Source organism: Alistipes sp. An66, from assembly GCF_002161445.1.
Lineage (GTDB): Bacteria > Bacteroidota > Bacteroidia > Bacteroidales > Rikenellaceae > Alistipes > Alistipes cottocaccae.
In genome coordinates, this window is record NZ_NFHT01000004.1 from 110,605 (window position 1) to 137,210 (window position 26,606).

The 26,606-nt window shown below is 58.1% G+C and carries 34 protein-coding genes; 31 read left to right on the plus strand and 3 right to left on the minus strand.

Annotated features, from left to right (window positions below):
* Positions 1–19 precede the first annotated feature (19 nt).
* Both B5G16_RS04460 and B5G16_RS04465 read left to right on the plus strand, forming a co-directional pair.
* Entirely contained in the window at positions 20–1,264 is a 1,245-nt protein-coding gene (locus B5G16_RS04460) for an MFS transporter (RefSeq protein ID WP_087261611.1), read from the plus strand.
* Between the two features lie 184 nt (positions 1,265–1,448).
* Positions 1,449–2,702, plus strand: coding sequence for an ROK family protein (locus B5G16_RS04465; protein WP_087261613.1), 1,254 nt, complete (start codon positions 1,449–1,451; stop codon positions 2,700–2,702).
* 434 nt (positions 2,703–3,136) lie between these two features.
* Here the strand turns inward: B5G16_RS04465 and B5G16_RS04470 are convergent, their stop codons facing one another.
* The 3 genes from B5G16_RS04470 to B5G16_RS04480 are packed head-to-tail and all read right to left on the minus strand — an operon-like array spanning position 3,137 to position 5,076.
* Entirely contained in the window at positions 3,137–4,228 is a 1,092-nt protein-coding gene (locus B5G16_RS04470; RefSeq protein WP_087261615.1) for a type I restriction endonuclease, read from the minus strand.
* A gap of 10 nt (positions 4,229–4,238) precedes the next feature.
* Positions 4,239–4,631 carry a hypothetical protein gene (locus B5G16_RS04475; RefSeq protein WP_087261617.1) on the minus strand — a complete coding sequence of 131 codons (393 nt, stop codon included), beginning with the start codon at positions 4,629–4,631 and terminating at the stop codon, positions 4,239–4,241.
* Positions 4,632–4,641: 10 nt separating this feature from the next.
* Complete coding sequence (locus B5G16_RS04480; RefSeq protein WP_087261619.1) at positions 4,642–5,076, minus strand: S24 family peptidase; 435 nt, start codon at positions 5,074–5,076, stop codon at positions 4,642–4,644.
* Between the two features lie 361 nt (positions 5,077–5,437).
* Here B5G16_RS04480 and B5G16_RS04485 point away from each other — a divergent pair, with 361 nt between their 5' ends.
* The 29 genes from B5G16_RS04485 to B5G16_RS04625 all read left to right on the plus strand — a co-directional run bounded on the left by B5G16_RS04485 (position 5,438) and on the right by B5G16_RS04625 (position 26,604).
* Positions 5,438–5,677 carry a hypothetical protein gene (locus B5G16_RS04485; protein ID WP_087261621.1) on the plus strand — a complete coding sequence of 80 codons (240 nt, stop codon included), beginning with the start codon at positions 5,438–5,440 and terminating at the stop codon, positions 5,675–5,677.
* Positions 5,674–6,027 carry a hypothetical protein gene (locus B5G16_RS04490; protein ID WP_087261623.1) on the plus strand — a complete coding sequence of 118 codons (354 nt, stop codon included), beginning with the start codon at positions 5,674–5,676 and terminating at the stop codon, positions 6,025–6,027. Before B5G16_RS04485 ends, B5G16_RS04490 begins: the two co-directional genes overlap by 4 nt.
* A gap of 6 nt (positions 6,028–6,033) precedes the next feature.
* Positions 6,034–6,264: a hypothetical protein gene (locus B5G16_RS04495; RefSeq protein ID WP_087261624.1), complete on the plus strand. Its 231-nt coding sequence runs from the start codon at positions 6,034–6,036 to the stop codon at positions 6,262–6,264.
* Positions 6,261–6,545 carry a hypothetical protein gene (locus tag B5G16_RS04500; RefSeq protein ID WP_087261626.1) on the plus strand — a complete coding sequence of 95 codons (285 nt, stop codon included), beginning with the start codon at positions 6,261–6,263 and terminating at the stop codon, positions 6,543–6,545. The genes B5G16_RS04495 and B5G16_RS04500 overlap by 4 nt, the downstream gene beginning before the upstream one ends.
* A gap of 18 nt (positions 6,546–6,563) precedes the next feature.
* Positions 6,564–7,022: a phosphatase domain-containing protein gene (locus tag B5G16_RS04505; protein WP_087261628.1), complete on the plus strand. Its 459-nt coding sequence runs from the start codon at positions 6,564–6,566 to the stop codon at positions 7,020–7,022.
* Positions 7,023–7,024: 2 nt separating this feature from the next.
* Positions 7,025–7,915 (plus strand): hypothetical protein, encoded by an 891-nt coding sequence (locus B5G16_RS04510; RefSeq protein WP_087261630.1) that lies wholly within the window; start codon positions 7,025–7,027, stop codon positions 7,913–7,915.
* A 111-nt stretch (positions 7,916–8,026) separates the two neighbouring features.
* Positions 8,027–8,869 (plus strand): hypothetical protein, encoded by an 843-nt coding sequence (locus B5G16_RS04515; protein ID WP_087261632.1) that lies wholly within the window; start codon positions 8,027–8,029, stop codon positions 8,867–8,869.
* Position 8,870: 1 nt separating this feature from the next.
* The gene (locus tag B5G16_RS04520) at positions 8,871–9,395 is read left to right on the plus strand and encodes a hypothetical protein (RefSeq protein WP_087261634.1); all 525 of its coding nucleotides are present in this window, start codon (positions 8,871–8,873) and stop codon (positions 9,393–9,395) included.
* Between the two features lie 34 nt (positions 9,396–9,429).
* On the plus strand, positions 9,430–9,975 hold the full coding sequence (locus tag B5G16_RS04525; protein ID WP_087261636.1) for a hypothetical protein: 546 nt from the start codon (positions 9,430–9,432) through the stop codon (positions 9,973–9,975).
* Entirely contained in the window at positions 9,935–10,279 is a 345-nt protein-coding gene (locus B5G16_RS04530; RefSeq protein ID WP_087261638.1) for a hypothetical protein, read from the plus strand. The genes B5G16_RS04525 and B5G16_RS04530 overlap by 41 nt, the downstream gene beginning before the upstream one ends.
* On the plus strand, positions 10,276–10,746 hold the full coding sequence (locus B5G16_RS04535; protein WP_087261640.1) for a hypothetical protein: 471 nt from the start codon (positions 10,276–10,278) through the stop codon (positions 10,744–10,746). Before B5G16_RS04530 ends, B5G16_RS04535 begins: the two co-directional genes overlap by 4 nt.
* 1 nt (position 10,747) lies before the next feature.
* A complete protein-coding gene (locus B5G16_RS04540) occupies positions 10,748–11,179 on the plus strand; it encodes a YopX family protein (RefSeq protein ID WP_087261642.1) in 432 nt (143 codons plus the stop codon).
* Positions 11,180–11,182: 3 nt separating this feature from the next.
* Entirely contained in the window at positions 11,183–11,500 is a 318-nt protein-coding gene (locus B5G16_RS04545; RefSeq protein WP_087261644.1) for an HNH endonuclease signature motif containing protein, read from the plus strand.
* Positions 11,497–12,432 carry a tyrosine-type recombinase/integrase gene (locus tag B5G16_RS04550; RefSeq protein WP_087261646.1) on the plus strand — a complete coding sequence of 312 codons (936 nt, stop codon included), beginning with the start codon at positions 11,497–11,499 and terminating at the stop codon, positions 12,430–12,432. Before B5G16_RS04545 ends, B5G16_RS04550 begins: the two co-directional genes overlap by 4 nt.
* A 303-nt stretch (positions 12,433–12,735) precedes the next feature.
* Complete coding sequence (locus B5G16_RS04555; protein ID WP_087261648.1) at positions 12,736–13,245, plus strand: phage terminase small subunit P27 family; 510 nt, start codon at positions 12,736–12,738, stop codon at positions 13,243–13,245.
* Positions 13,242–14,927, plus strand: coding sequence for a terminase large subunit (locus B5G16_RS04560; RefSeq protein ID WP_087261650.1), 1,686 nt, complete (start codon positions 13,242–13,244; stop codon positions 14,925–14,927). Before B5G16_RS04555 ends, B5G16_RS04560 begins: the two co-directional genes overlap by 4 nt.
* Positions 14,928–14,938: 11 nt before the next feature.
* Positions 14,939–15,181, plus strand: coding sequence for a hypothetical protein (locus tag B5G16_RS04565; RefSeq protein WP_087261652.1), 243 nt, complete (start codon positions 14,939–14,941; stop codon positions 15,179–15,181).
* Between the two features lie 111 nt (positions 15,182–15,292).
* Positions 15,293–16,498 (plus strand): phage portal protein, encoded by a 1,206-nt coding sequence (locus B5G16_RS04570; RefSeq protein WP_087261654.1) that lies wholly within the window; start codon positions 15,293–15,295, stop codon positions 16,496–16,498.
* Positions 16,485–17,159: an HK97 family phage prohead protease gene (locus B5G16_RS04575; RefSeq protein WP_087261656.1), complete on the plus strand. Its 675-nt coding sequence runs from the start codon at positions 16,485–16,487 to the stop codon at positions 17,157–17,159. The genes B5G16_RS04570 and B5G16_RS04575 overlap by 14 nt, the downstream gene beginning before the upstream one ends.
* A gap of 14 nt (positions 17,160–17,173) precedes the next feature.
* On the plus strand, positions 17,174–18,394 hold the full coding sequence (locus B5G16_RS04580; protein ID WP_087261657.1) for a phage major capsid protein: 1,221 nt from the start codon (positions 17,174–17,176) through the stop codon (positions 18,392–18,394).
* Between the two features lie 12 nt (positions 18,395–18,406).
* The gene (locus B5G16_RS04585; RefSeq protein ID WP_087261659.1) at positions 18,407–19,033 is read left to right on the plus strand and encodes a hypothetical protein; all 627 of its coding nucleotides are present in this window, start codon (positions 18,407–18,409) and stop codon (positions 19,031–19,033) included.
* Positions 19,014–19,364: a phage head completion protein gene (locus tag B5G16_RS04590; RefSeq protein ID WP_087261661.1), complete on the plus strand. Its 351-nt coding sequence runs from the start codon at positions 19,014–19,016 to the stop codon at positions 19,362–19,364. The genes B5G16_RS04585 and B5G16_RS04590 overlap by 20 nt, the downstream gene beginning before the upstream one ends.
* Positions 19,348–19,866: an HK97-gp10 family putative phage morphogenesis protein gene (locus B5G16_RS04595; protein ID WP_087261663.1), complete on the plus strand. Its 519-nt coding sequence runs from the start codon at positions 19,348–19,350 to the stop codon at positions 19,864–19,866. The genes B5G16_RS04590 and B5G16_RS04595 overlap by 17 nt, the downstream gene beginning before the upstream one ends.
* Positions 19,863–20,207 (plus strand): tail completion protein gp17, encoded by a 345-nt coding sequence (gp17, locus tag B5G16_RS04600; protein WP_087261665.1) that lies wholly within the window; start codon positions 19,863–19,865, stop codon positions 20,205–20,207. Before B5G16_RS04595 ends, gp17 begins: the two co-directional genes overlap by 4 nt.
* A 1-nt stretch (position 20,208) precedes the next feature.
* Positions 20,209–20,631: a phage tail tube protein gene (locus B5G16_RS04605; RefSeq protein WP_087261667.1), complete on the plus strand. Its 423-nt coding sequence runs from the start codon at positions 20,209–20,211 to the stop codon at positions 20,629–20,631.
* Between the two features lie 60 nt (positions 20,632–20,691).
* Complete coding sequence (locus tag B5G16_RS04610; protein ID WP_087261669.1) at positions 20,692–21,117, plus strand: hypothetical protein; 426 nt, start codon at positions 20,692–20,694, stop codon at positions 21,115–21,117.
* 8 nt (positions 21,118–21,125) lie between these two features.
* Positions 21,126–21,449 carry a hypothetical protein gene (locus tag B5G16_RS04615; protein ID WP_087261671.1) on the plus strand — a complete coding sequence of 108 codons (324 nt, stop codon included), beginning with the start codon at positions 21,126–21,128 and terminating at the stop codon, positions 21,447–21,449.
* Entirely contained in the window at positions 21,434–23,563 is a 2,130-nt protein-coding gene (locus tag B5G16_RS04620; RefSeq protein WP_143260825.1) for a hypothetical protein, read from the plus strand. The genes B5G16_RS04615 and B5G16_RS04620 overlap by 16 nt, the downstream gene beginning before the upstream one ends.
* The gene (locus B5G16_RS04625; RefSeq protein ID WP_087261676.1) at positions 23,563–26,604 is read left to right on the plus strand and encodes a hypothetical protein; all 3,042 of its coding nucleotides are present in this window, start codon (positions 23,563–23,565) and stop codon (positions 26,602–26,604) included. Before B5G16_RS04620 ends, B5G16_RS04625 begins: the two co-directional genes overlap by 1 nt.
* The last annotated feature ends 2 nt before the right edge of the window (positions 26,605–26,606 follow it).

Sequence of the window (26,606 nt, forward strand, 5' to 3'; positions counted from 1 at the left end):
ATAACCGAAAGTGAGAATCATGAAAAACGCAAAATTGCAGAAATACTATCCCTGGATCGTCGTCTGCCTGCTGTGGGTTGTGGCGCTGCTGAATTACATGGATCGGCAGATGCTCTCGACGATGCGCGAGTCGATGCAGGTCGACATCTCCGAACTGGAATCGGCCGTCAATTTCGGGCGTCTGATGGCCATTTTCCTCTGGATCTACGGACTTGTGAGTCCCGTTGCCGGCGCCGTTGCCGACCGGATCAGCCGCAAATGGCTGATTGTCGGATCGCTCGGCGTCTGGTCCGCGGTGACGCTGCTGATGGGCTACTCGACGACCTTCTCGCAGATCTACTGGCTGCGGGCCCTGATGGGCATCAGCGAAGCGCTCTATATTCCGGCGAGCCTTTCGCTGATTGCCGATTACCACACGGGCAAGGCGCGGAGTTTTGCCATCGGCATCCACATGACCGGACTCTACGTCGGCCAGGCAGTCGGCGGTTTCGGAGCGACGGTTGCTTCGATGTTCTCCTGGCAGGCGACCTTCCACTGGTTCGGCATCATCGGCATCGCCTATGCCGTCGTGCTGATCTTCTTCCTGCATGAGAACCGCGAATCCCGACCTGTGGCTGTTCCTGCCGCCGAGCGTCCGAAGAGCGATCTTTCGGTTTGGCGCAGTTTCGGGCTGTTGCTTTCGAACATCGCCTTCTGGGTCGTTCTTTTCTATTTCGCCTCGTCGTCGCTGCCCGGCTGGGCCACCAAGAACTGGCTTCCGACGCTCTTTGCCGAGAGCCTCGGGGTTCCGATGTCCTCGGCCGGACCGATCTCCACGTTCACGATCGCCTTTTCGTCGTTCCTGGGCGTGATGATCGGCGGGCCGCTTTCCGACCGGTGGGTCAAACGCAACCTGCGGGGACGCATCTACACGAGCGCCATCGGCCTCGGACTGATGGTTCCGGCACTGGTGCTGCTGGGTCTCGGACACGGCACGTTTGCCGCGGTGGGTGCGGGCCTTTGCTTCGGCGTGGGCTACGGCATGTTCGATACGAACAACATGCCGATCCTGTGCCAGTTCGTTCCGGTCCGCCAGCGCGCGACAGCATATGGAATCATGAACATGACCGGCGTATTTGCCGGTGCGGCCTGTACCGAGGTCCTGGGCCGCTGGGCGGACGGGGGCAACCTCGGGCTGGGTTTCGCACTGCTGGGCGGTGTGATTGCCGTGGCGCTGCTCATCCAGCTCTGCGTGCTCAAACCGACGACCGACAACATGGAGTGACATCCGTTCCGGGTTTCGTCCGGGAACAGGGTCCTGCCGTCTGTCGGCAGGACCCTGTTTTTGCCGGATGGCGATGGAACCGTACTTTCCGTGACCGTATTTACCGTATAAGAGCCGAAATTTTAAATATCCGGTTTATTTCTGCGGAATAAATCGTAAATTTGTAATAAAGAAGGAAGGAGACATGGCAAGAGAATATACCACCGGAGTATCGGAACGTACCGTCCGCGGAGCGGTCCGCAGCAGCATCATGCAGCACATCATGCAGAACGGCACCTTCATGGTTCCCGAGATAGCCACGGCGACGGGATTCAGCCTGACGACCATTGCCAAGTATGTTTCGGAGATGCTTGCCGCGGGGCAGATCATCGAGATGGATCGTATCTGCCTGCATGCGAAGGGTCGCCGTACGGTGCGTTACGGCGTGCAGCCCGAGGCCTGTCCCTGCTTCATGGGGGTCGACATGCGAGCCTTCGAGCTCAACATCGGGCTGGTGGATTTCGTGGGCCAGCCCGTGCGTATCGAACGCTATACGGACTTTCGGCTCGAAAACACGCGCGGGACGCTCGACGAGGTGTGCCATCGTATCCAGCAATTCATCTCCGGCCTCGACGGCATGGCTCCGGAGCGTATTGCCGGGATCAATATCAATGTTCCGGGTCGGGTGAACAGCCGGACGGGGACGAGTGCCACGACGTTCAATTTCGAGGAGACGGTCGACACTCCTCTGACCGATATTTTGAGCGAGCGGCTCGGGATGCGGGTTTTCATCGAAAACGATACCAAGGCCATGGCCTACGGAGCCTACATGTCGGGGTTCAACAAGCAGTACGACGATCTGCTTTACATCAATATCGGCTGGGGTCTTGGGCTGGGCATCATTATCGACGGGAAGCTTTGCCACGGGAAGGACGGCTACTCGGGGGAATTCGGCCACATCCACATGTACAACAACAATATTCTGTGTCATTGCGGCAAGACGGGCTGTATCGAGACGGAGGTTTCGGGTCGGGCGATCCAGCGCAAGCTTCTCGAACGGATCCGGTCGGGAGAGGCGTCGCTTCTTGCGTCGAAGGTTTGCCGCGGGGAGGTTGTGACCACGGCCGATATCATCGATGCCGTGGAGCGGGAGGATCCGCTCTGCATCGAGCTTGTGATGCAGGCGGGGAGTGAACTGGGCCATCATATTGCGGGACTGATCAACATTTTCAATCCCGAGGTTATAGTCATCGGCGGCAATCTTGCGCAGGCCGAGCCGTGCTATTTTCTGCAACCGATCGAACTTGCCGTCCGGAAATATTCGCTCAAACTGATGAGCCAGAATGTATCGATCATCACCCATCCGAGCGGAGCGGATGCCGCGGTTCTCGGGGCGTGTCTGATAGCGCGCAGCCGGGTGGCGGAATCAGAAGCAGCGCCACTTCGAATAAAGACCTGACTGGGATGCACCGAGATATCGAGGTTTGATCCGTGTCGGGCGGCAAAAGGATAAAATAAAAGCACTCACATTGCTGTAAGTGCTTGGCTTTTAATTGGTAGCGGGAGAGAGACTTGAACTCTCGACCTCATGATTATGAATTAAAGCCAAGTGTATTGTAATCAGATGTTTATAATTTATATATTCTTTTTTGCAAGTGTTTTGCAAGCGCAATGGCTTATTTACAAATGGATATGACCAACGATATCACCGACACAATAAATGTGGCAATTGCTATGTAGTATGACCGTGTGGTTATTTTTCGACTGAAGGCTCGATATCTTCTGTTTGCTTCGATGTCCTCAATTGTCAATTCCGTGCATCGGTCTTGTTTTTGTTTCCGGATATGTTCCTCTGCTCCCGGAAATATATGATCGTTAGGCCATGACATGTTATTAGTACATTTTATAGGCTGATATTATCTCGTCCCGATATTTGTAGATGTCGTTCAGTGATTCGAGCAGGTGCTTGGTCCCCTTCTTATCAGCATCGAAGGTTTCAATGTATTTGTTCGAACTGTTGAAGTGCAGACGGCAGATCGGTTTGCGGTTGTTGTCGTCAAGCAGAATGCCGAAATATGATTGCGTGTCTCGTTGAACGACCCGAGTTATGTCATCGATCTCGGGGTATAGAATAGCTCGAACAATGTAGAAACCTTGCAGCTCTTCGTCTGTTGTTGTTATCTTGTTTTCGGGCTCATCGGTCTGAACCTCTTCCGCGCGCGGACTCTGAACCGGAGATTCTGCCTTTGCTTCGGCCCGATTCTCCACGACCGCATCTGATCCAATTGCGGATTTCAGGCGCTCGTTCATATAGTCGTTCGCATACTGTGCGAATGCCTGCTTGACAATAGCGCGGAACTGTTCCAATGTTACATCGTTGAAACGTCCCGGATAAACCGGACGTGCGAAATACTTCACAAATTCATCGCTGGGGTTGTTCACCTCCTGGACGATGGCGTTCCGGATCTCGTTCGTATATTTCAGCTCGCTGGCCGTATTGAGAATCGTGTCGACATCGAAATAACTCTTGTGGAATTCGCGCAACTTTTCGACCTGTGATTCCCTGTATTTTTCCAGATTGAATTCGAAGAAGGGCTTCTCGTCCATCTTGTTCTTCTCTACCAAATCGGTGTAGAACCGATAGACGATTCCATTTGTCAGGATGCCAAAACGTGCGTTCGATACATGGAAATAGCGGAACAGTTGGCCGTTGTGGGAATTCAGATCCTCTTTCCAGTGCTTGCATTCAATCAGGATAATGGGCTGTCCGTCCTTGTGGATGGCATAGTCTATCTTTTCGCCTTTTTTGATTCCGAGGTCGCAGGTGAACTCGGGAACGACTTCGGTAGGGTCGAATACATCATAGCCGAGTGTCTGAATCATCGGCATGATGAACGCTGTTTTGGTAGCCTCTTCGGTCAGAATATTTTCTTTGAGCTTGACAACGCGGTCGCTCAACTGCTTGATTTGATCTTTGAAGTCCATATTTGTGGATTTATTTGTTAGATTCTTCAATAGCTTTCAGCTTGTCCTCATATGGTGTTTCGCTGAAATATTTGTTCCCGAAGTTGTCGATCTGGCATCGGAGGATGCAACCTTCTACAACCGCTTTTTGGTATGCTTCCTGGAAGGACTTTGCCATGGTCACGCTTCCGGTTGTTCTTGGTCCGAAAGGATTAGAACGGTAGTACAGCACCTCGGTTATTTTGCGCTCCGTCCACATCTGCGAACTGGCGTGTGCTTTGATCTCTTCGATGGTCGCAGTCGGGGCGACATAGACAAACACGCGGAATCTGTCGGAACTCTTGAAATATTCGATCTGTTCGAATTTGTTCTCCGAGCAGGAAACCGCAAGGATCAAGGTGAAAAGGAGGAGGAGTTTCTTCATAAGGTGATGTTTAGAGTGTATTTTTTGAAATGCCGCCCTTGACCAGGTAGAGGCGCAGGATGTCCTCCTTCTCGATCTCGAATGGGTCAAAGTCCTTGTTTTCCGAGACGCACAGCACGTGCTGCGCATCCGAACCTTTGCGAAGGTATTTCACCATGCGGTTGCCTCTCTTTGTGATGACCAGATAGACGTTGCCGTAGTCGATGAATGACTCCATCCACTCCTTCAGGATGATGATCTGTCCGCTCTTGTAGAGAGGAAGCATCGAGTCTCCGTAGAGATTCACGGCGTCCGTGCAGTCGCGGAACTCCGGGATGTCGAGGTCGATGTATTTGGTTGTCACCTGATCGTCGAACAGCGTGATGCCTCCGGCCGTTGCGTCCACATCGACCCAGTAGCGGATCCGGTTGTGCGGAACTGTTGCGTCTGTCGATTCTTTCAGCATCTCGCCTTCGCCTGTTAGAAGCCAGACTCGGTTCAGGTCTTGATAAAAACTCAATATTTTATCAATGGCCTTTTTGCCGAGATCGCTGTCTCCTCGTCGTGCTTTGCCCAATAGTCCAACAGATAGACCGCAGGATACCGTGACTTGATTGTCATTCAAGTCTTTGGTAGTCATGTATTTGTCGAATCTGTCAATAATACGCATATAAAATATATTGAAAAAATATCTATATAATTTTGATTTTTGTAGAGTTTTATTCTATATTTGCATTGTCCAATCAATCGTACAACAAAAGTACGGCGAATTGGACAATTTAAAATGTAAAGATTTACAATTTTTTGGACAAAAGCAAAAAACGAAGATGGATTTTGACAAGAGAAATCCCGACAACTCCTTCACCAAGGGGATTCGCGAGGTGGCTGCACGCGACCGTCGCGAAGCTGCCGAGGTGCGCATGGAGATCCGTGAAGTCCTCGGCAATTTGAGCCGTTCGGCCTATTACTACCGGCAGTGGGGGATCACGCCGCATTCGCCGATCGAGCGGAGCGGCATCGAGACGATCTTCCGCCGTCACCAGGTAACGCAACCCTGGGGCCTATGAAACGCGATGCAGACAGCCTCTCGCCGGCCGAGACCCGAGTGATGCAGGCGGTGATCGAGACCCGCGGCGGGAATATCTCCCGCATTGCCGAAGCGCTGCACGTGACCTACCAGGCCGTGGCCAATACGCTGTCGGTCATGTACGACAAGTTGCAGGGTGATCTGGACGGCAATCGGACGATTCAGGCATTGGTTGTCTGGTATTATCGGGCCGAGATCGGGCGCCGCATCGGTGCCGCCTGTCTGCTGGGGCTGTTCTGCACCTATGTGTTCAGCGGCGGGGAGTTTGAACGAACGGCGCGACGCGCCCGCCGGGGCCGCCGCGAAACGATTGAATACACCATAGAATAGAGCGATATGAAAGTCAAATTGAATCGAGAGGTCCCGGTTCTCTACCTCAAAGGTAGCGAGGAACTCGGGCGGGCGACAGGCGTCACCAGCGAGAAGACGCACGCCTTGTGGCGGCGATCCGGACTCAAATACCTCGTCATGGGCGACGGGACCTTCCTCTATGATCCGCGGGAGGTGACGAAATTCCTGGATCGCTTCTATGCCCCGCAGCAGCTGAAAGCGTCGTTGCAGCCATGATCGCATCCGAAGTATATCATAGCCGATGGAGTGACGATGAGACGCTCCGCCTGTTCGAAATGGTTGCGAACGGTAAAACGCGCGATGAGATCGCGACGGCTCTCGGTCGGACGCGGAATGCCGTGGTCTTCAAACTTGCACGGATCAAGCAGGATCCCGAGCTGATGAAGCTATATGCCGAACGTCGGGGTTTTGTCGAGAAACGGACCCGTCTCGAAGAACAGCGTCGCGGGCTCGATTGTATGCCGAACCCTTTCCGGTTCGTGCGCCCTGAATGGTAATTGCTAATTGACTGGAATATGAAACGCGAAGAGGAGAAACGAATCATGGTCGTCGACATCGACGGGACAATCTCCGAAGTGGGATTGCGGCGCCGTCGGTTGCTCGAACAGTTCCCGGTAGACTGGGAGGCCTTTTATCGGGACAATTTCGACGATCTGCCCAAACGAGACGTCTGTTCGTTCGTGCAGTTCAATGCCCGACGGATGGAGGTGTTCTTCTGCACGTCGCGGCGGGAGAGCGTGCGCGACAAGACGCAGAAGTGGCTCTTGCGGAATCTGGGGATGCAGCCTCGGGACTATACGCTCATCATGCGCGAGAACAGCGACGAGAGGCCCGAGCACATCCAGAAGCTCGACCAGTTCTTCCGGGAGACGACCGAGGAGGAGCGTCGTCGGGTGCTGTTCGTTGTCGAGGATGACAAGACCGTGGCCCGGATGTGGCATCAGAAAGGTTTCACCTGCTTTGTCGTAAGATAGCCATGGAAGGGTGGATCAAGATACACCGCGGCCTGCTGGACTGGGAGTGGTACTCCGACACGAACTGCGTGCGGATGGCGCTGCACCTGCTGCTGATGGCGAACTTCCAGACGAAGCGCTGGCGGGGGATCACCGTCGAGCGGGGCCAGCTCGTCACGAGCCGGTCGATTTTGGCCCGCGAAACGGGACTTTCCGAGCGGGAGGTGCGGACGGCGATTTCAAAACTTGAAAAATCGGATTTTCTGACCAGCCGTGCGACCAGCTCCTATACGATCGTAACGATCTGTAATTACGAAAAATATCAGTCGCCCGAAACGGTCGAGCGACCAGCCGTCGGACCAACGGACGACCAGGATGCGACCAACTGCCGACCAGGCGTCGACCAGCCAGCGACCACAACTGAAGAATGTAAGAAAGTAAGAAGAGAAGAATACACACACACGGTAGGTTCTGAAAAGGGGGTTGTAGGGGGAAAACCGGACGAGGCTCCGGCGGAGCTGGTCGAGGCGGCCGATGCGTTGCAGGCGTGGATCGGCGAGCGCTTCCCGAAGATCGCCACGATGGCAGAGCCCTTCACGCGGCAGCAGCTGCTGTGGATGTTCCGCAAGTACGACGTCGAGGACATCCGGCGCATCGTGGCGGCAATGGACAACAAGGGAGCCTGGAAGAACCGCAGCGCCTTCTGCACGTTCACCTCCTATGCCGCCCGGGATCACGAACTGCAGACACGCCGTCAGGCCGAGGCCGAATGCGGCCGGTTGTACACCTACCTGCAAATGGTGCAGATGCTCCCGACGAACGGCGGCCTCTACCGGGCGGAGGATTTCGAGACGGTCCAGACGCCGCAGGGGGTCCGCTGGCGGATCCGCGCGCTGAATCAGATGGTGAATTGACAAATGGATCGGCAGGGCCTCCGCGCCGGCGGAGGATGCCAACGGCCTGTTGCAGCCGTTGCCAGGGTTCGACTCCCGGCGATCCGCAAACCAAACCAAACATCGAAAAACATGAATGCAAACGCAACACCAGAACCCCTGGATCAGGAGGTACAGACCCGTTACAGCGAACTTCGGGGACTGGCCTATTTGCCGGAGGATATGCTCGGGCTCTACGTGGCTGCGCCGCTCAAGCGGAAGTGGTCGCAGGAACTCTTCGACGACGAAACCGGCGAGGTTATCTCCGTCGACCGGAGCGAGCTGATCGCGGCCGCCGGTACGAAGATCGACGACGACCTGCTGACCCGCATCCAGTTCCACCTGCAGGCCGGCGATATCACGTGTGTCGAGGTGACGAACCAGCTGCGGCTGGGCGAAGAGCGTGCGGCCTATGGGCTGATCCCGTGGAGCGTGACGGCCCTCATCGGCAAGAAGCGCCGCAAGTTGCTGCTCTATGCCGATTCGGCACGGATGGCCCTCGACGTGGCCAAAGACTGGATCGAGCTGAACTGCTCGGGACCGTTTCACATTGTCGGCCTGAAGATGTTCGACCACTGCGTCTTCATCAAGGAGCCGCAGAAAGAGGTCGATCCGAACGAGTCGGCTGAGGAGCAGGACGGCGAGGCTCCGGAGTTCTACAAGGTCGAGGTGGCCCTTCGCTATCGCGACACGGGCACGACCCGCAACGACACGTTCGTCCTGCTGACGAAGGATGTGGATACGGCGGCGACGGCTATCCACGACTGGATCGTTCATGATGTCCGCAACAACCCGGATCTGGACGACGCCCAGAAGGCCGCCGCCCTCGATTTCGATCTGACGGTTATCTCCGGGGTGACGATTCCCTGCTACGGCTTCATCGAGCGGGAGTTCTCAGAGGTCTACTACGCGCATCGCCCGAACGGGCTCGAGTAAGATGGGCCGGCAGATTCACCACACGAGTCGCTGCCTGGGGCGAGAGTTCACCTTTGAGGAGTGGGGCGCCTATCTGAAGGCGCATCCGGATGCCGGCGGCGAGATTGTGCACTCAAGTCCGTACGGATTCGGGTTCAACCTCTTCGATGTCTGCCTGAATCCGAACCGTCCCGTGGCCGTCGAGTCGCGCCACGGAAGGTTTGAGGTCCACACGGCCCGGTCCGACAACGGACGATGGGAATCCGGTTACTCCGTCCGGCTCGATACTTCGCGGGGGCGTAGCCACCCGTGCGGGTTTGTCGATTGTGCGCAGGCGGGCTATCCGTCGGAGAACGAAGCCATCCGCGGCGCTCTTCGCGAGATCCGCGAGGTGGCCGAGGAGGAGATCCGTCTGCTGGATCGCTACCGGGACCGACTGCCGGAGGGTGGCAGCTATGCGACGATCCGCCACTCGTTGACAGGAGTTACCCGGCTGATCGACGACGAGATTCGCCGGTTCACCTTTGTTCAGCTGGCGCTGTTCTGATCGGAAGTGTTGTTGCATCATAAAAACCGAAGCCATGGCAAAGAGCAAACAGGAAAACTGCGCTGACCTGTATGAACTGGCCCGCGACTATGCCCGCGCCGAGGCGGAACTGGGCGTTCAGCACTGGGTGTTCATTGAGTTCACGAAGGATGCAGGCGACGGATCCAGCGAGCGGATCTTCTCCTACGATCTCCCGCGCGAGGTCTACGAACGTCGGCGGTGGGTTATCAGGTGGCGGGAGGCGGCGTTGGTTTGCCGATTCCCCCGGGCGAATGTGAGTCGGTTCTGTTCGTACTACGATCGGAGGTTGGGCAATGATGTCCGGCTTACCGACGACCTCCGGAGACTGATCGCCGCCAAGGCTCAAGTCACCAAAGCCCGGCGAAAGATGGAGGAATATGTGGCATTGAATCGGGCAAACAATCTCTTCTTCGACGAGAATACTGACGAAGAACTCGCCAGGTTCCGGGAGAAGTTGGCTCGGAAGGTCTCCGGAGTTGAGGCCGCCGAGGAACGAATGAAACGAAAAATCGAGGAATATGAAAATACTTTACATGCCGCTCAAAAAGGAGTGGTATGAAATGATCGAGCGGGGCGAAAAGCCCGAAGAGTACCGGGAGGAGTCCCCGTACTGGAGACGGCGGTTGATCGAGTGCTACGGAGCCTTCGGATGGTGTGACGTGCGAGGATTTGACGGCAGGTTGTGCGGCGGTTGCTCCGTGGGGCCGATATTCAAACACTTCGATGCCGTGTGTTTCTCGTATGGCTACACCCGGCGCCGGATGATGTTCGAATGCCGGAGGATCACGATGGGACAGGGGCGTCCGGAGTGGGGCGCACCGAATCATGAAACATTCATTATCAAACTGGGAAAACGGATATGAAAACAATGACGAAGGGGCAACTGGCAGTGTTGCTCGATGGAAACGAATCCGTGGAGGTGATGACCCTGGAGCAGGAGCGGATTGCGGCGGAGAATAACCTGCTGGTGCTATTCTGCCAATCAGATGACACGCTCGAAATGCGTGGCGCGATCCATGGCGAGGAGGATGCGGCGGGCGGAGGCGACTTTGCTCTGATCCTCGAAGGAGAGCAGTTCTCGGATGACGACTCCGATGCAATCCAACGGGCCGGGGCGAATGCGGTCATGCGTATCTCGGACGAGTACGACAACGAAGACAATCCCCGGCTGATTCGTGTCGAGTGGTGCCGTAAGGATGGCACGTCGTGGGCCTGGGATATTACGTCGAATCTGCCGCGTGTCTGGTTTACGATCTGGGACAACGGCGAACCCTTCTCCGGGGCTCTTGTCATCGACCTGGACGAAGTTGAACCATTAAAACAGCATTGAGATGAAACGGGAGATATTGTTTCGAGGAAAAGAGATCAAGACAGGAAAGTGGATCGAGGGCGATCTGTTGCGTATGGGCGGCCATTCGTTTATATTCCCGGATCCTGCGCCGAAAGGATTCAATCAGTACGAAGTCGATCCGGAGACGGTCGGCCAGTTCACGGGCGTGAAGGACAAGAACGGGACGCGGATCTTCGAGGGGGACTTGATATCGGTCGATGATTATCCGTTTGTTAACGAGGATGGCCAGTGGAACTACGTTGCCGAGTTTGACTGGGACGAGGTGAACCTTGCTTTTGGAGCATTTTTCCGCCAACGCAAGGATTCCAATGTGTGGGACATCAGTGAGGGGTGTCCGTGTGATCTGGAAGACGTCGATTTTGAGATTGTCGGCAACATTCATGACAATCCGGAAATGCTCAAAAACAAATAGCCTATGCCAACCATTCCGAAACCATCCCGGCGGGCCTATCTGCCGCCGCGCGAAACCCAGGGCCGCCGCCTTCATGCGAACTCGGCCTTCTATCAGTCCTCGCGCTGGCGCCGCCTGCGCCAGATCAAACTGAATGCCGACCCGCTCTGCGAGGAATGTCGGCGCCGGGGACTCGTCACGGAGGCCACGGTCGTCGACCACATCGTTCCGATCAATGAAGGCGGTGCTGCCCTCGACCTGCGCAACCTGCAGAGTCTGTGCGACGCCTGCCATAACCGGAAGTCGGGCCGCGAGGCTCACAAACGAACCGCCCGCCGATGAACACCAGCGCCACGATCCTCGAAGTGATCGACGAGTGGATGCAGAACCTCGATGTCATGGAGATCACGCGGACCAGCTACCGGACGAAGGTTCAGCTCTGGTTCCGCTGGCTCGCGGCGCAGCGTGTCGATCCGCGATGCCCAGCCCGACGCCACATCCTCGCCTGGAAGCAGGCGCTCGAGCAGCAGGGGAGGTCAGCCCTCACGGTCGACGGTTACGTCACGGCCGTGCGGATGTTCTACAAGTACTGCGCGGCGCGGGGTTACTACTCCGACATCGGCGCCGGGATCCGCTCGTCGGTCCGCTACCGGGGCCACCGCAAGGGACGCCTCACCTCCGAGGAGGCGGCGCGGCTGCTCGATTCGGTGGATACGTCCACCTTCAAGGGCAAGCGCGACCGGCTGATGCTGGCGATGATGTTGCTGCTGGCGCTGCGCACGTGCGAGGTCGAGCGGGTGAATGTCGACGACTTCGACCGCACGGAGGAGGGCGTGCCGGTCCTCTACATCCAGCGCAAGGGCCGCCACGAGAAGGTGGAGGCGCTGGCCCTGCCCGACATGATCGTCGAACTGCTCGAGGACTTCATCTCCATCCGCGACATCCGGCCGGGCGAAGCGCTCTTTGCGAGTGCCTATCCGAAGAACAGCCACCGGTTGAGGCGGACGTCGATCAGCCAGATCGTCCACCAGCGGCTGGCCGCGATCGGGATCCGCCGGCCGAACATCACGGCTCACTCGCTGCGTCATACGTGCGCCTGCCTGATGGTCGAGTCGGGAGTCGATCTCGAGACCGTGCGCGATATGCTCGGACACACGACCACGAACACCACGCGCATCTACGCCGAGGAGGTACACGCCCGGATGCTGATCCGCAACACGCCGGCAAAGCTGGTCGAAAAGGCCATCGAATCGTCCCGCAGGCCGAGCGGATGAGGTGTGTATATATAATTACTTCCGGGACTTATATGATACGAAATTCGGGCCCTTCTTACGGTTTTACGGGCATTCAGACAGCGCGGGGTTAACGCGCGAAGTGGCTGACCGTGAGCGGAACAGCGACCGGCGGATTCGGAGATGTCGACGGGTCGGAATCCCGTCCGGATTACGATCTGGAGGCGATCGGACCACCTGCGGGGGATAGGGGGTCGAAATCACGGGAGGGTTGACGCTAACCAACCGCCACCCAAGTCACGAAGACACACATCCAAAATCTGAAAATAATTTGAGTAACACACGATGGGAAGAAAACCACTGCCTGATGAGGTCAAGGCGATGCGCGGCACGCTTCGGAAGTGCCGGACCTCGAAAACGGAGACGGAGACCCCGGCGCGGGGCGTCTGCAAACCCGTCACCAAAGCCACGGCGCCCTCCTGGCTGGCCGACGACGCGCGGAAGATCTTCGACCGCACGGCCCGGATGCTGATCTCCTGGAAGGTGCTCACCAAACTCGACATCCCGCTGCTGGCGGCCTACGCGGCAGCCTATGCCAACCTGAAGACCGCCTACGCCGATATCGCCTCCGGGCCGGGCTACTTCATCGAGACGAAGACCCAGAACGGTGTGTCGGTCTCGATGCACCCTGCAGCGCGGCTCTTCAAGGATTCGCTCGACGTGGTGAACAAGGTCGGGGCGCAGTTCGGACTCTCGCCCGTGTCGCGCCGCCAGGTCGAGTCGGCCGATGCCAGGGAGCGCGCCGATGCGGCCAAAGTCACCGATCCGTTTGACCAGTTCATGGGCCAGTCATGAAGAAGCAGTTGCATCCGGCCGAGCAGTATGCCGTGGATGTGCGCGATGGGCGCATCCCGGTGAGCCGCTATGTCCGTATGGCTGTCGAGCGTTACTTCCGTGACCGGGCCGAGGCCGTCGAGCGGGGCTGGTACTTTGACGAACGGGCCGCAGCCCGGCCGATCGACTTCATCCGCCACCTGCCGCACATCAAGGGCGAGTGGGCCGGCCGTCCGATCGAGCTGGAGCCCTGGCAGCAGTTCTTCCTGTGGAACCTCTTCGGGTTCCGCCGCGCGGCGACGGGCACGCGACGCTTCCGGGAGGCTTACCTCGAAGTGGCCCGCAAGAACGGCAAGACGACCCTGCTGGCGGGCATCGGCTGCTACATGCTCTTTGCCGACGGCGAGTCGGGGGCCGAGGTCTACTCCTGCGCCACGACGCGCGACCAGGCCCGCGAGTGCTTCGGGGCGGCGCAGGAGATGGTCCGCCGCTGTTCGCTCTCGCGGCGGGCGAAGGTCTTCCGCTCGGCCGGCGGGTCGATCTCCTACGAGGCGACCGGTTCGGTCTTCAAGCCGCTGTCATCGGATGCCAACACGCTCGACGGAAAGAACGCCTCCTGCACGATCGTCGACGAGTTCCACGCCCACAAGACCGACGAGGTCTACGCCGTCATGAAGTCGTCGATGGGCGCCCGCCGGCAGCCGCTGCTGTGCATCATCACGACCGCCGGTTTCAACCTCGCGGGGCCATGCTTCACCTACCGGTCGAGCGCGATCAAGATGCTCGAGGGGATCTTCGAGGACGATGCGCTGCTGGCGATGATCTACACCCAGGACTCGCGCGAGGAACTCTCGGATCCCGCGACGTGGGTGAAGTCGAACCCTTGCTTCGGGGCCTCGGTCAAGCCCGAGTTCCTCGAAGAGCAGTACCACACGATGAGGACGAAGCCCGAGCAGGAGAGCGCCATCCTGACGAAGAACTTCAACCTTTGGGTGCAGGCCTCGGACATCTGGATCGGCGACGACGTCTGGTGCGCCTGCCGCTCGGAGACGCCCGTCGAGTCGCTGGTGGGGTGCGAGTGCTACGCGGGTCTCGACCTCGGGTCGGTGAACGACTTCTCGTCGCTGGTGCTGGCCTTCCATGAGAACGACCGCACGCAGCTGCTTCCCTTCTTCTGGATCCCCGAGGAGAAGTATCGCACGCGGCGCGAGATGCAGCGCGAGAATGCGAACATCGACGTCTGGGTGCGGCAGGGGCTGCTGCGCGTCACGCCGGGCAACGTCACCGACTACGCCGTGATCCGCCGCGACATCGCCCGGCTGGCCGGGCAGTACGACATCCGCAAGATCGGCTACGACCGGTGGAACTCCTCGCAGCTGGTCATCGACCTGCTGAATGACGGCCTGCCGATGGACGGATTCCAGCAGTCGATCTCGAACATCTCGCCGCCGACCAAAGAGTTCGAGCGGCTCGTCCGGTCGGGGGATTTGGAACATTACGGCCATCCGGTCCTGCGGTGGATGGTCTCGAACGTGGTGGTCTACCGCGACGCAAACGACAACCTCAAACCGGTGAAGAACCGCAGCCCGGAGAAGATCGACGGCGTGGTGGCGGCGATCGAGGCCATCGGCGAATGGATGAGCGCCCAGCGCACGCCGCCGGCCCGGTCGATCTACGAAGAACGGGGATTGCGAACCTTTTAACGAACGATATCATGGATCAGACAACGACGAATTACCAACTGGACGAGCCCACCCGGCGCTTCATCTCCGGATCACAGGGCTTCTACGAGCGCTACGTGAAGATGCTGGCCTACTACGAAACCAACGAACAGGCCTACGAGGCTACCGAACGGCAGTATGCCGAGGTGGTCGGGAAACGGAGATTTGCTAATTTCCAAAGTTTCAAAACGGCGTACAGCCAATTCTGCCGCCGTCGGCGACCCCGCTCAAAATAGCGTGCAGGGGCGATTCTGCAAAAAGTTAACGGCGTTAACCCTCGAAAGTTAACGCCGTTAACCTTTTTTCCGCGGCACATTGCAGAATTTTGTTACAGAAAATCGCAAACGATGGGATTCCTGCGCAACATAGTGGCACGCGCCGCCTCCTGGGCGGGTCTTCCGGTGATTGTCAGCCGGGGCGGCCTCACCAATACGATGGGGAAGATGGAGGACGTCGACGACGATCTCGCCCTGAAGATCTCGACCGTCTGGTCGTGCGTGAGGCTGATCTCGGACTGCTTCTCGACCCTCCCGGTCCATGTCAAGGAGCGTGTCGACGACCGCCGCCGGATCCTGCGGACCGACCACCCGGTGACGCGGCTGCTGACCAAGCCGAGCCCGAAGATGAACGGCGTCTCGCTGCGCGAGGCGCTGATGGTCTCGGCCCTGCTGCGGGGCAATGCCTTCGCCTTCATCACCGCGCGCGACCGCCATGAGTACCCGACGCGCCTGGACTTCGTCCTGCCGGAGAATGTCTCGCTGTGGGAGGGTGACGACGACATCTTCTACTCGATCCTCGGCAACTCGGCCCGGATCCCGAGCCGCGACGTCGTGCACATCAAGGGGCTTTCGGTCAACGGCCTGCTGGGACTCTCGCCGATCCGCCACCACGCCCGTCTGCTCGAACTGGCGAACAACTCCGTGGAGTTCGCCCGCTCGTTCTATCGCAACGGATGCCGCACGACCGGCGTCTTCAAGAATCCGACGGAGTTGAGCGAGGAGGCGTGGAAGCGGCTCTACAAGCAACTATCCGACAACTATTTCGGGGCCCGGAATGCCGGGAAACCGCTGTTGCTCGAAGGCGGCCTCGACTACTCGTCGATCACGATCCCGCCCGAGGATGCGCAGTTCATCGCCACCCGTTTGCAGTCGATCGACGAGATTGCGACCATCTTCGGCGTACCGCCCCACATGGTCGGCGACTTGAGCCACTCGACCTACTCGAACAACGAGCAGCAGAACCTCGAGTTCTACAACGTGACCCTCTCGCCGTGGATCACCAAGGTCGAGGAGGAGCTGAACGACAAACTGTTCCTCGAATCGGAGAAGGGACGGCTCTACGTCGACATCGACGCCCGGGGGCTGCTGCGGGCCGACACGGCATCGCGCACGAACTACTACCGCCAGATGTACAACATCGGGGCAATGTCGCCGAACGAGATCCGCGCAGCGGAGGATCTCGATGCCTACGAAGGCGGCGATACCTTCTTCCGTCCGCTGAACATGCAGGAGGTCGATTCATCGAACAATTCATCGAACAATGGACAAAAATAAAGACAAGGCAATCAACCGGCCGGTGATGCGCACGATGCGGATCGTCGACCTGCACGTCGAGCAGCGCGCCGACGGCCAGCCCTCCCGACGGATCGAGGGCCGCGCCGTGCCGTTCAATGAGTGGAGCAACCCGATATGGGGCGAATGGATCGAGAAGATCGACCCCCACGCCTTCGACGGGTGCGACATGTCGGACGTCATCATGTGCACGGACCACGGCACGGGCTGTGCCGATGTGCTGGCCCGCTCGCGCAACGGCGAGGGGACTCTTGAAATCCGCATCGAGAGCGACGGTCTCTACTTCGCATTCGATGCTCCGAATACGACCCGCGGCAACGACCTGCTGGAACTCGTCCGCCGGGGCGACATCTCCGAGTGCAGTTTCAAGTTTAAGGTCGAAGAGGACGTCTGGACGTGGCGCAGCGAGGCGAACGGGCTGGCGTACGACCAGCGCGTGGTGACGAAGATCTCGAAACTGTACGATCTGTCGATCGTCGTCAATGGCGCCTATCCGACCACCTCGGCCGTGGCCGAACGTGCGGCAGCTGACGAACGGACGGCTGTCGAGGAGCTGCGTCGGGCGGCGGCGCAAGCCTCCGAAGAGGCCATGGAACTCGTTCGTGAGCGCGTTGCGCTGTGTGCGAAAATCGCAAACCATTAACCACCATACACATCATGAAGAAGACAATCAAAGAACTCAAGGAAGAGCGTGCAGCGCTGGCGGCCAGGATGTCGCAGATGCTGGATGTGGCCGAGGAGCGTGAGGCCAAGGGCTTCACCCCCGAGGAGCGGGCCCAGTATGATGGCCTGAAAAGAGAGTACGAAGCCCTCGACGAGCGTATTGCGCTGCTCGAGGAGGACGAGGCGCGCGCGGCAGCTTCGGCACGCCGTGTCGGCGGCGATTCGGGCAAGACGGCCGCAGAGCGTGCCGCCCAGCACCAGGAGGAGCTGCGCTCGGCCTTCATCGATTATGTGCGCGGTGCTGCCACCAAGGGCGATGTCAAGCCCGAACTGCGTGCCGAACTGTTCACCGGCACGTCGGAGAATCAGATCATCATTCCGAAACTCGTGGCGGATCAGGTCGTGCACGCCCTCAAGTCGACCGGCACCTTCCTCGAGGCGGTCGATCTGGTGATTACCCAGAACGCGATCCCCTACACGAAGTCCACGCTCAACACCACCGACAAGGCGTTGAAGAAGTTGAACGAGGGCGATGCGAACACGACTGACAAGGTGCAGTTCAAGGGCGTGACGATCAGCGCCTACGACTACGTGACGCCGATCTTCCCGATCCACATTGCGCTGCTCGAAGGTACGAACGTCGATGTCGAGGCGACGATCGTCGAGGCGGTCTCCGAGTGCGTGCGCCGCGGTCTGCAGGAACTGGCGACCCGAACCGGTACCGGAACCAACGACATCAATGCGCTGCTCACGGCTGCCACCAAGGGCGCAACTGCCGCATCGGACACGGCTGTCACCTACGACGATCTGGTATCGCTCCAGGCTTCGGTCGACAATGCCTACGGCAACCCCGAGCGCGGTGCGTTCATGATGAACTCGGCAACGCTGGCCGCCATTCTGAAGATCGTCGACAAGAACGGCCGCCCGATCTTCATCACCGACGCGCAGACCGGTGTCATCTCGCGGATCCTCGGCCGCCGGGTCATCATCAACGAGTCGATGCCCGACATCGCTGCGAGCGCCAAGCCGATTGCGTTCGGCGACTTCAAGTACTACCATCTCCGCATGGTGCAGGGCATCCGCATGACGATCTTCAAGGAGAAGTATGCCGACAAACTCGAAGTGGGCTTCATGGGCCACGTCCGCGCCGACGGCAACCTGGTCGACGCCGGAACGCATCCGGTGAAGTACCTCGAAATGGGTGCCGGTGCCTAAACCTCTGCGGCCATGATACTCAACCGAACGGAAAAGGTCTATCCGCGGCAGGTTATCGAGCGGATTGTCGGCGGGCAGATGCGGCTCGTCCCCGAAGACGGCGATCTCTACGAGAATGCCGTGCGGAACGTCTACGCGGCCTTCGACATTGCCGAGCAGTACACGAACCGGATCCTGGTGCGCAGCGTCGTGACGTTCGCCTTCGACCGCTTCGAACCGCTGCTCGACCTGCCGACGGCCCCCGTGTTGAGTATCCGGTCGGTGAAGTACTTCGACGCCGACGACCGCGAGCAGACGCTCGATCCGTCGTCCTACGAGCTCCTCGCCTCGGAGCAGTCCACCGCCATCGAGATCTTCTCGCTCCCGACCCTCTCCACCCGGCGCCAGCGGGCCCGGGTGCGGGTCGAGGCGGTCTGCGGATACAGCGACTACCGCGATACGCTCACCCGCGAACCGGAAGACGTCGGGGGGATCATCCTCCCCGGGAACATCGAGGCGGCGGTGGCGCTCCGCGCCGGGACGCTCTGCGAGGCGGACGGCGATGCCGTGATCGGACGCTCGGTCTCGGCGCTCCCCGTGACCGTCGAACGCTTGTTGAACCCTTATCGCATGACGCCCTATGCCGGCCGGAAAGGTTAGAATCACGCTGCTGCGCCCCGCCACGACGCAGGACGCCGGCGGCGAGATCGTCGGCGAACCGACCCCGTGGCGCTCGTTCTGGGCCACAAAGACCGAGAGCGGCGGCCGCGAGAACCTCTTCGCCTCGCGCATCGTCCACGAAGGGTCGGCCGTGCTGACCATCCCTTACGTGAAGGGCGACGACGGACGTTCGCCGGCCGTGGATGCGCGGATGCTCGTCGAGATCGACGGGCGTCGCCGCCCGATCGAAAGCGTCTACGAGGAGGGATTCCGCAAGAAGCTGCACATTCTCATCACGTTGAACGACCTGGACTATGACGCAGGATATTAAGATCAGCGGCTATTCGGAGGCGGTCCGGATCTTCGACCAGTTGACCGACCAGATGCAGCGCACGCTCGTGCGGCAGGCGCTGCGCAAGTCGGCCCAGCCGATGGTTGCGACGGCCCGGGCCCGGGCTCCGAAGCGCACCGGGCAGTTGAGCCGCTCGATCGGCGTGGTGTCGTTGCGCAAGGATCGCGTCCCGACGGTCATCCCGATGGCCGTGGGTCCGGTCTTCAGCGTGACGAAGAACGGCAAGGTCAACGCCTTCTACGCCCGCTTCGTGCACGACGGCACGAAGGACCGCCGCCCCCGCAACAAGAAGCTGCGGGCGCTCAAATTCCCGGGCCGCGAGGGTGGGGTGGTCTACGCTGCGAGGACCCGCGGCATGAAGGCGCGACCCTTCCTGCGCGAAGCCTTCAACCAGTCGGCCGATGCCTCGGTCAACGACTTCGGGGCGGATCTGACGTCGGCCATCGAGCGATTTGTCAACCGTAATTTCCGAAAGATATGACCTCGACCGAGACTCTTGTGCAACTGCTGTCGGCCGTCCTGCCGAAGGAGAAGATCTACCCGGATGTCGTTCCGGCGGAGGTGCAGCCTCCGTTCGTGGCCTACTCCGAGGAGTCGCAGTCCGTCGAGACCTACGACGGCAATGCGGGCGATACGGATACGACCGTCGTGACCGTCGTGGCGCAGACCAAACGCGAGGCCCGGATGCTGGCTGACCGCATCGTCGAAGCTGTCGGCGGGAAACTCTCCGAAGGCTATGCTTTCTATTACCAGGGCCGCAAGTTCGTGATGTATGCGGACGAGCGCCTTTCCAGTTACGAATTAACCTTCAATATTCTTTGATATGGCAATGAAGACAGGCAAAGGGCGCAACCTGACGATGATGTGCGCCGACAAGAGCGTCTACCATGCGCAGACGCACACATTCACGATCACGCCCGAGTTCGAGGAGTGGGAAACCAAGGACACCAAGGGCCCGGAGTACGAACTTACGAAAGTGGCCTTCACGGCATCGGTGGACGGCCTGGTCTGCGTCCGGGAGAGCGCCGGCGATCCGCCCAATGCCCACGACACGCCCGATATGATTGCCCAGGCGATGCAGGGGCAGTCGGTGGACGTGGTGGTCAAACTGGCCATCGAGGGCACGACCGAAAAGTCCTACACCTGCAAGTGTGTGATCGACAGCTTCGAGGTCAGCGAGACGGTGGCGCAGAAGGCGACCTACAAGGCCTCGTTCAAGGGTTACGGCCTGGCTCCGGTGGAGTAACCGGCCGAATATGACAACTCCGGCGGAGGGATCTCCTCCGCCGGTTAAACACGAAACAAGATGCTGCAGCAATTCACAACCAACGACCGGACCTATCCGGTCAACTTCGGGATCCGCGCGCTGGCGTCCACGGCTGACCAGCTGGGTCTCAAACTCGACACGCTGGCCCGCGAGGCGATCGTCCCCGACATGCCGTTCGGACGGCTGATCGAGATCGTCGCGACCGTCACGGCCGAGGCCATGACCGACGGCGCCCGCAAGAGCGGCGAGCCGAAACACTACACGCCGGACAATGTGGTCGACCTGATCGACGAGGATCCGGCGCTGCTGCCCGTCCTGCTGACGATGTTCCGCCAGTCGCTCGGCAACGGCAGTCCGGTTTTTCCGACGGCGGCCCGGCCCGCAAACCCCGAGGTCGCCGCAGAACAGGCCGTGCCCGAGCGGAGGAGGCCCCGGAAATCACCTACGCCCGACTCTATGCCGTAGCGGTCGGGATGCTGGGCATCGCCCCCGCGGACTTCGAATGGATGACCCTTGCGGAGTTCGAGGCGGCCGAACAGGGGTTCATGCGGCGGCGGGAGTACGACTTCCGCACGGCGATGAACATCCAGCGCTGGGGTAGCTTCGCCATCATGGCGTCGATGTGCGACATGAAGGGCCGGGGAATGGAGGAGGTGCTGCCTCTTCCGTGGGACAAGTCGTCCGGGCGGCGGTCGTCGACGGGCGAGCGGAAAATCACAAAACGGGAAATGGCGCGGATGCGTGAGGAGGCGCTGCGCGATGTGCAAAAATTGGAGCAGCAATGGCAAAAAAAATAGCGGAGCTGCTGATTAAACTTGCCGCCGATACGTTGGGGATTGAAAAAATGTCCTACGATGTACGGAAGCAGTTGAAAAGCCTGCAAAAGGATCTCACCAGCTTTGGAAAGAGTTGGTCGCTCTACGTGACGGCTCCGTTGACAGCGACCGCGGCTGTCAGTGTGAAGGCGGCCGACGTCCAGCTCAAGAATGAGCAACGGCTGCTCACGGCCCTGCGCGGGCGCGAGGACATCCAGCAGCGGCTGATCCGGCAGGCCGGTGAGTTGCAGTCGCGCTCGCTGTTCGGCGACGAGGAGATCATCGGACAGCAGGCCTTCCTGGCGTCGCTCGGGCTGACCGAACAGCAGATCAACGACACGATCGAGGCGGCGGCGCAGCTCTCCTCGGCGACGGGCATGACGCTCGACAGCGCCGTGAAGAACCTGGCGAAGACCTACGGAGGTCTCTCCGGCGAGCTGGGCGAGAGCATCCCGAAACTGAAAGAACTGACCGTCGAGCAGATGAAGAACGGCGAGGCGGTGAAGTTTATCCTCGAAAACTACAAGGGATTCGCCGAATCGGCCGCCGAGACGGGTCTCGGCCCGCTGCAACAGTTGAAGAACTCGATCGGCGACGTCGGGGAGGAGATCGGGAAAGTCCTGATGCCGATGGTTCAGGCTGTGGCCAACGTACTGAAAGACTTTGCCGGGTGGTTGCAGGGCTTGCCTCCGACGGCCAAGACCGTGACCGTTGTCATCGGAGGCCTTGCCGCTTCACTCGGGCCGCTGTCGATCGGCTTGGGGTCGATCATCAAGATGTTGCCGGCAGTCAAGGCCGGACTGGCCTCGCTTGCCGGCCCTCTCGGTGCTATTGCGGCGATGGTGTCAATCATCTATCTCGCGTATTCGGATGTGCAGGGTCAGATAAAAAGCCTTGCGGACTCCGACTCTCTTGAAGGTCTTGAACGTCGGCTTGAAGCCAACCGGGCGAAGCAGCAGAAGATCGTAGATGAAACGACGCGGAAGCGGCTTGTTGTTCGGGGAAGTGGGGCAGCGTTCAATATGTTTTCCATCGAAGACGCCCCCGATCGGTCGCAGTTGAAAGACCTGTACGCAGAAGAGTCCTTGTTGGTGAGGGCCATCGAGCAGAAGAAGCAGATGCTGGAAGATGAGGCTCGGGCGCAGGATGAAGCGAACCAGGCCATGGAACAGGCCCGGATTCAAGCGGAGGAGTGGCTGAAAACGATTAATACGACGAGTGCCGATTCGAACAAGGCCTCCGGATTGATCGGCGAGTTGACGGACAAAATCTCCAAACTGGAAGAGGCCAAGACGAAGGCGGCATCTACCTCGGAGATCCACAATCTGGCCCTCTCGATTGCCGAATTGCGTGACGAGTTGGAACGGCTTCAGACGATCGGAAACAGTGAATCCATTGCGGGCGACACGGGAAATCTGTTCGGAAAGGGCATCACCCCGTTGAAGTTCGACCCGAATGCGATCAATCCTCCGGAGAGCGACTGGACGGAGGCCCGGCAGAATTTCGCTGCGAACCTGTCGAACTTCGTGGCCGAGGCGCAGGGATTGGTGTTGAATGCCATGCCGGCGATTCGTAACCTCTTCACCAATGTGGCGACATCCATTGGTGAAGGGCTCGGAGATATTTTTTCCGGAGACGGAACGTTCAATGACCTGCTTGGCGGCATCGTGAAGGTGATGGGGCAGTTCCTCAAAGCGTTGGGACAGCAGTTGATTGATCTCGGGTTTGAGATGCTGGCTATTAAAGAAACGCTTGCGGCTATTTTCAATAATCCGTGGGCGGCTATTACTGTCGGTATTGCGGCGATCGCGGCCGGGCAGGCCATGATCAACTCGTTCAACAAGCGAAACGAGGGTGGGGTAGCTCTTGCCGAGGGCGGTCTGGCCTACGGCCCGACGATGGCCCTGGTGGGCGATAACCGCGGCGCCGGAAGCGACCCCGAGGTGATCGCCCCGCTGTCGAAACTCCGCCAGTACGGGCTCGGACGTCAGACGATCGAGTTTGTGGGCGGCACGTTCCGGTTGAGCGGCTCGGACCTGGTGCTCGCGATCAGCCGGGAGCAGGCGAAGATTAACTATGTGAATGCCCTTGCGTGATGGCTGACTATGGATTGAAATACCTTTGCGAGTACCGCTCGAAGATGCGCGATCGCCTCCTCTACCGGATCGAGATCGAGGAGCGCGACGCTGTGGCTCTTACGGATGCGACCGCCTTGCGGATACGTCCCTATTCGGATGTCTTCACGTTGAAGTGGGGAAATTCGGATGATCCGGAGTACACGGCCGTGAAAGGCAGTTCGCTGACGTTGAAGATTCTCTGCGTCGACGACATGGAGTATCTGTCGCTCTTCTCGGTCGATCCGTTGAAGTTCCGCGTCACGATCTACGAGTACCGGACCGATGAATCCGGAGAGGACCGACAGCTCTTTCTGTGGCGCGGGTTTCTCTCGGCCAGCAGCTACAAGGAGACATTCGCCCGGCCCCCGTATGTGGTGACACTTTCGGCGACGGATGGATTCGCGCTTCTCGACAGTATGCCGTATTTAAATGCCGGCGCGTCGAGATATTATGGAATGTCTTCCATGCGTTCAATCCTGAATGAATGCCTTGAAATGCTGTCTTTGGATCTGCCGGTCTCTGACTGGGTGTCGATTGACGGAGTTGGTGGATTGGAGCGGTCGATGGAAAACATCTATCTGGATCGCACTCGAATTTACGATATCCAAACCGATATTTCATGGAAAAAAGTCCTTGAATTGATCCTGAAACCTTTTATGGCCCAGATTTTTCAGGCCTACGGCGTCATTCATTGCAGGGGAATCGATTCTTTGAGCGGATCGTTTCGACCGCCTCTGTTTTATCCGCAACAGGTTATAGGAGGAACGCGCTCTCGCTCTGTGCGCATGTGGCAGGAGAAATGTGATATCCGGGCATCCTCGGAACTTCAATTGTGTGCGCCATATCGAAATGTGATAGTCTCGGTTGATAATGGCCGAAGCGGTGATTCCAGCCGAATATTTTACGATGATAAGATGTGGACGGTGGATCGTGATACGACGCATGTCATGTACGTCGGATATTTGAGGTCCCGATTCGTTTATTACGGTTACAAGCAGCCAGTTTGGATGAAATTTCCCTATTCGATACATATCGGATCCGGATCGGAGATATCCGTATCTCTTCGAATTGCGAATATGCGTCCTGTAGATAAGCTGTCTGCGAATATCGTTGTGATAGCCAGGACGCAGTCGGAGACATTGGTATGGGATAATGAAGACCGGCATTGGGAGGCTGATCAGGCGGATTATTCTCCGAACGTCGTCGTCGAGTCGTCGAATATCAGCAACGAATCTTATCTGATAGATCCGGTGTCTTTGCCGGGAGAAGAGGTTCAGATTTCAATTTCAGAGGCACCGGGGTTGGAGAAATACGACCTTTCATTACGAATATATGCTTACAATGGGGACGGTTTTACGCCAACCGGATTTTTTGCAATATCCGATATTTCAATAGGGGCTGGGACTGATAATGAACGGTCGGATTCTATTTCTGTAACAATGCCTGTTTCGAAGAACAGGGCCGATGAGTGTCGTGTCGATGTGCCGATCAGGGATGCCGGCTATTATGCGAATATGGAAGCTTTTCTGACTTGCCCGATTCTTAATTCCGACGGATCGGCAGTGGTATCATGGTTGTCTGCCCGAGAACGAGGTGATCTGTTGCACGTGGTTGGAGAGACGGTCGTGAAATTGCGGTCAACGGTCGTAAGGCAATTGGATGGAGAATTGAGATGTCGAGGGCCGGTAGATATGAACTCGATTTTTGTTGATGACCGATTTACAGGGGCAGAATATTATGTCAATTCGCTGGAACTGCATGCGTCTCGGCAGGTGTACAGCGTACAACTTCGAGAATTACGACGGAGCGTCTCGCTCATTGGGTCGGAACTTAAATTGATTCGGTCGTTCTCTGAATCTGTGCGATTGTCGTGCTCGTTATACCGATCCCTGTTCCTTGTTGTTGGAGATGATATATGTCGGGTGGTTATTCTCGATATTGACACGAATGAGATTCGTGATATATCATTGTATGGGAAAGGTGTTCAGGTGCGAAAGGGACTTGGGGCTGTCGTCATTCAAATGTCCGATGGTATTGTCTATGCCGTAGACAATGCCGGAAATATTCTTTCGAGTATTGATTCGTCGGAGTTGCCGGAAGATCAGATAGGCCAGATTGAATTCGATATAACAACGGCATTGTACGATGCCGATCGGCGGGTGTGGGTATCTATGGTCAAGAATATATATGAGAAGACGGCCATTGTGCTTATGTCGGACGATATGGAAATATTGTCCCGGACTGATCTGTCGATAGTGGCAACCAATATGATGCTCATGTCGAACGGCTACGTGCTGACATGTTCCGATGGCTCGACCTGGTGGCACAACTATGAGTTGCATTCCTCGGAGAAGATCGAAGCGTCGGATCTCCTGGTGGCATTCGTGTCGGACTCGCTGGTGGTGGCTATTGATGAAATGACGATCCCCAAGGTCCGGTATTCGGTTCGGCGGAGGTCCGGGAAGCTCTTCGATGCTCCGACAGTGATTGAGAGAATCTCTGTTCCCCGCGTCTTGTCGTCATTTGGCCAGCGGGTCGTCGGAAATTGCGCAATTGTCGCGTTCATATACATGGATGCCGTCAATCAGAGGGTCGTAACCTATTATGACGCGAGGACCGGGCGGCAGGATGATCTGTTGTTCGACACGGACGTGGATGCGGCGGTGTGCGGCGATTGTCTGTATATCATGAACGGCTCCGAATTGCTGGGCTTAAGACCTCGAGATATCAAAAAATATGGACTTTATCTCGATTATGAAGATGGAGACATCTCGTTGAATTCGCCGGCGGCAGGCAGAATGGAACCGATAGACGTGGTCACCGGAGGGACTCCTTATGTCGTTTCAAAAGACGCACGTTTGGTAGTTTCGGTAGAACCGTCTGGCTATATATATAGAGCAGAGGTGGTTGTGCCGGCCAATACGTCGGGGCAACAGATAACGTATGATCCGGTTGTCATAGGAATCCGGGAGGACGAGTTGCTGACTCGCTCGATCACGATTGTTCAAGCTGCAGACTAAAT

Bases quoted from the DNA above. Each gene is read 5' to 3' on its own strand.
- B5G16_RS04460 (WP_087261611.1), top strand. From the start codon at position 20: ATGAAAAACGCAAAATTGCAGAAATACTATCCCTGGATCGTCGTCTGC.
- B5G16_RS04465 (WP_087261613.1), top strand. From the start codon at position 1,449: ATGGCAAGAGAATATACCACCGGAGTATCGGAACGTACCGTCCGCGGA.
- B5G16_RS04470 (WP_087261615.1), bottom strand. From the start codon at position 4,228: ATGGACTTCAAAGATCAAATCAAGCAGTTGAGCGACCGCGTTGTCAAG.
- B5G16_RS04475 (WP_087261617.1), bottom strand. From the start codon at position 4,631: ATGAAGAAACTCCTCCTCCTTTTCACCTTGATCCTTGCGGTTTCCTGC.
- B5G16_RS04480 (WP_087261619.1), bottom strand. From the start codon at position 5,076: ATGCTGAAAGAATCGACAGACGCAACAGTTCCGCACAACCGGATCCGC.
- B5G16_RS04485 (WP_087261621.1), top strand. From the start codon at position 5,438: ATGGATTTTGACAAGAGAAATCCCGACAACTCCTTCACCAAGGGGATT.
- B5G16_RS04490 (WP_087261623.1), top strand. From the start codon at position 5,674: ATGAAACGCGATGCAGACAGCCTCTCGCCGGCCGAGACCCGAGTGATG.
- B5G16_RS04495 (WP_087261624.1), top strand. From the start codon at position 6,034: ATGAAAGTCAAATTGAATCGAGAGGTCCCGGTTCTCTACCTCAAAGGT.
- B5G16_RS04500 (WP_087261626.1), top strand. From the start codon at position 6,261: ATGATCGCATCCGAAGTATATCATAGCCGATGGAGTGACGATGAGACG.
- B5G16_RS04505 (WP_087261628.1), top strand. From the start codon at position 6,564: ATGAAACGCGAAGAGGAGAAACGAATCATGGTCGTCGACATCGACGGG.
- B5G16_RS04510 (WP_087261630.1), top strand. From the start codon at position 7,025: ATGGAAGGGTGGATCAAGATACACCGCGGCCTGCTGGACTGGGAGTGG.
- B5G16_RS04515 (WP_087261632.1), top strand. From the start codon at position 8,027: ATGAATGCAAACGCAACACCAGAACCCCTGGATCAGGAGGTACAGACC.
- B5G16_RS04520 (WP_087261634.1), top strand. From the start codon at position 8,871: ATGGGCCGGCAGATTCACCACACGAGTCGCTGCCTGGGGCGAGAGTTC.
- B5G16_RS04525 (WP_087261636.1), top strand. From the start codon at position 9,430: ATGGCAAAGAGCAAACAGGAAAACTGCGCTGACCTGTATGAACTGGCC.
- B5G16_RS04530 (WP_087261638.1), top strand. From the start codon at position 9,935: ATGAAAATACTTTACATGCCGCTCAAAAAGGAGTGGTATGAAATGATC.
- B5G16_RS04535 (WP_087261640.1), top strand. From the start codon at position 10,276: ATGAAAACAATGACGAAGGGGCAACTGGCAGTGTTGCTCGATGGAAAC.
- B5G16_RS04540 (WP_087261642.1), top strand. From the start codon at position 10,748: ATGAAACGGGAGATATTGTTTCGAGGAAAAGAGATCAAGACAGGAAAG.
- B5G16_RS04545 (WP_087261644.1), top strand. From the start codon at position 11,183: ATGCCAACCATTCCGAAACCATCCCGGCGGGCCTATCTGCCGCCGCGC.
- B5G16_RS04550 (WP_087261646.1), top strand. From the start codon at position 11,497: ATGAACACCAGCGCCACGATCCTCGAAGTGATCGACGAGTGGATGCAG.
- B5G16_RS04555 (WP_087261648.1), top strand. From the start codon at position 12,736: ATGGGAAGAAAACCACTGCCTGATGAGGTCAAGGCGATGCGCGGCACG.
- B5G16_RS04560 (WP_087261650.1), top strand. From the start codon at position 13,242: ATGAAGAAGCAGTTGCATCCGGCCGAGCAGTATGCCGTGGATGTGCGC.
- B5G16_RS04565 (WP_087261652.1), top strand. From the start codon at position 14,939: ATGGATCAGACAACGACGAATTACCAACTGGACGAGCCCACCCGGCGC.
- B5G16_RS04570 (WP_087261654.1), top strand. From the start codon at position 15,293: ATGGGATTCCTGCGCAACATAGTGGCACGCGCCGCCTCCTGGGCGGGT.
- B5G16_RS04575 (WP_087261656.1), top strand. From the start codon at position 16,485: ATGGACAAAAATAAAGACAAGGCAATCAACCGGCCGGTGATGCGCACG.
- B5G16_RS04580 (WP_087261657.1), top strand. From the start codon at position 17,174: ATGAAGAAGACAATCAAAGAACTCAAGGAAGAGCGTGCAGCGCTGGCG.
- B5G16_RS04585 (WP_087261659.1), top strand. From the start codon at position 18,407: ATGATACTCAACCGAACGGAAAAGGTCTATCCGCGGCAGGTTATCGAG.
- B5G16_RS04590 (WP_087261661.1), top strand. From the start codon at position 19,014: ATGCCGGCCGGAAAGGTTAGAATCACGCTGCTGCGCCCCGCCACGACG.
- B5G16_RS04595 (WP_087261663.1), top strand. From the start codon at position 19,348: ATGACGCAGGATATTAAGATCAGCGGCTATTCGGAGGCGGTCCGGATC.
- gp17 (WP_087261665.1), top strand. From the start codon at position 19,863: ATGACCTCGACCGAGACTCTTGTGCAACTGCTGTCGGCCGTCCTGCCG.
- B5G16_RS04605 (WP_087261667.1), top strand. From the start codon at position 20,209: ATGGCAATGAAGACAGGCAAAGGGCGCAACCTGACGATGATGTGCGCC.
- B5G16_RS04610 (WP_087261669.1), top strand. From the start codon at position 20,692: ATGCTGCAGCAATTCACAACCAACGACCGGACCTATCCGGTCAACTTC.
- B5G16_RS04615 (WP_087261671.1), top strand. From the start codon at position 21,126: ATGCTGGGCATCGCCCCCGCGGACTTCGAATGGATGACCCTTGCGGAG.
- B5G16_RS04620 (WP_143260825.1), top strand. From the start codon at position 21,434: ATGGCAAAAAAAATAGCGGAGCTGCTGATTAAACTTGCCGCCGATACG.
- B5G16_RS04625 (WP_087261676.1), top strand. From the start codon at position 23,563: ATGGCTGACTATGGATTGAAATACCTTTGCGAGTACCGCTCGAAGATG.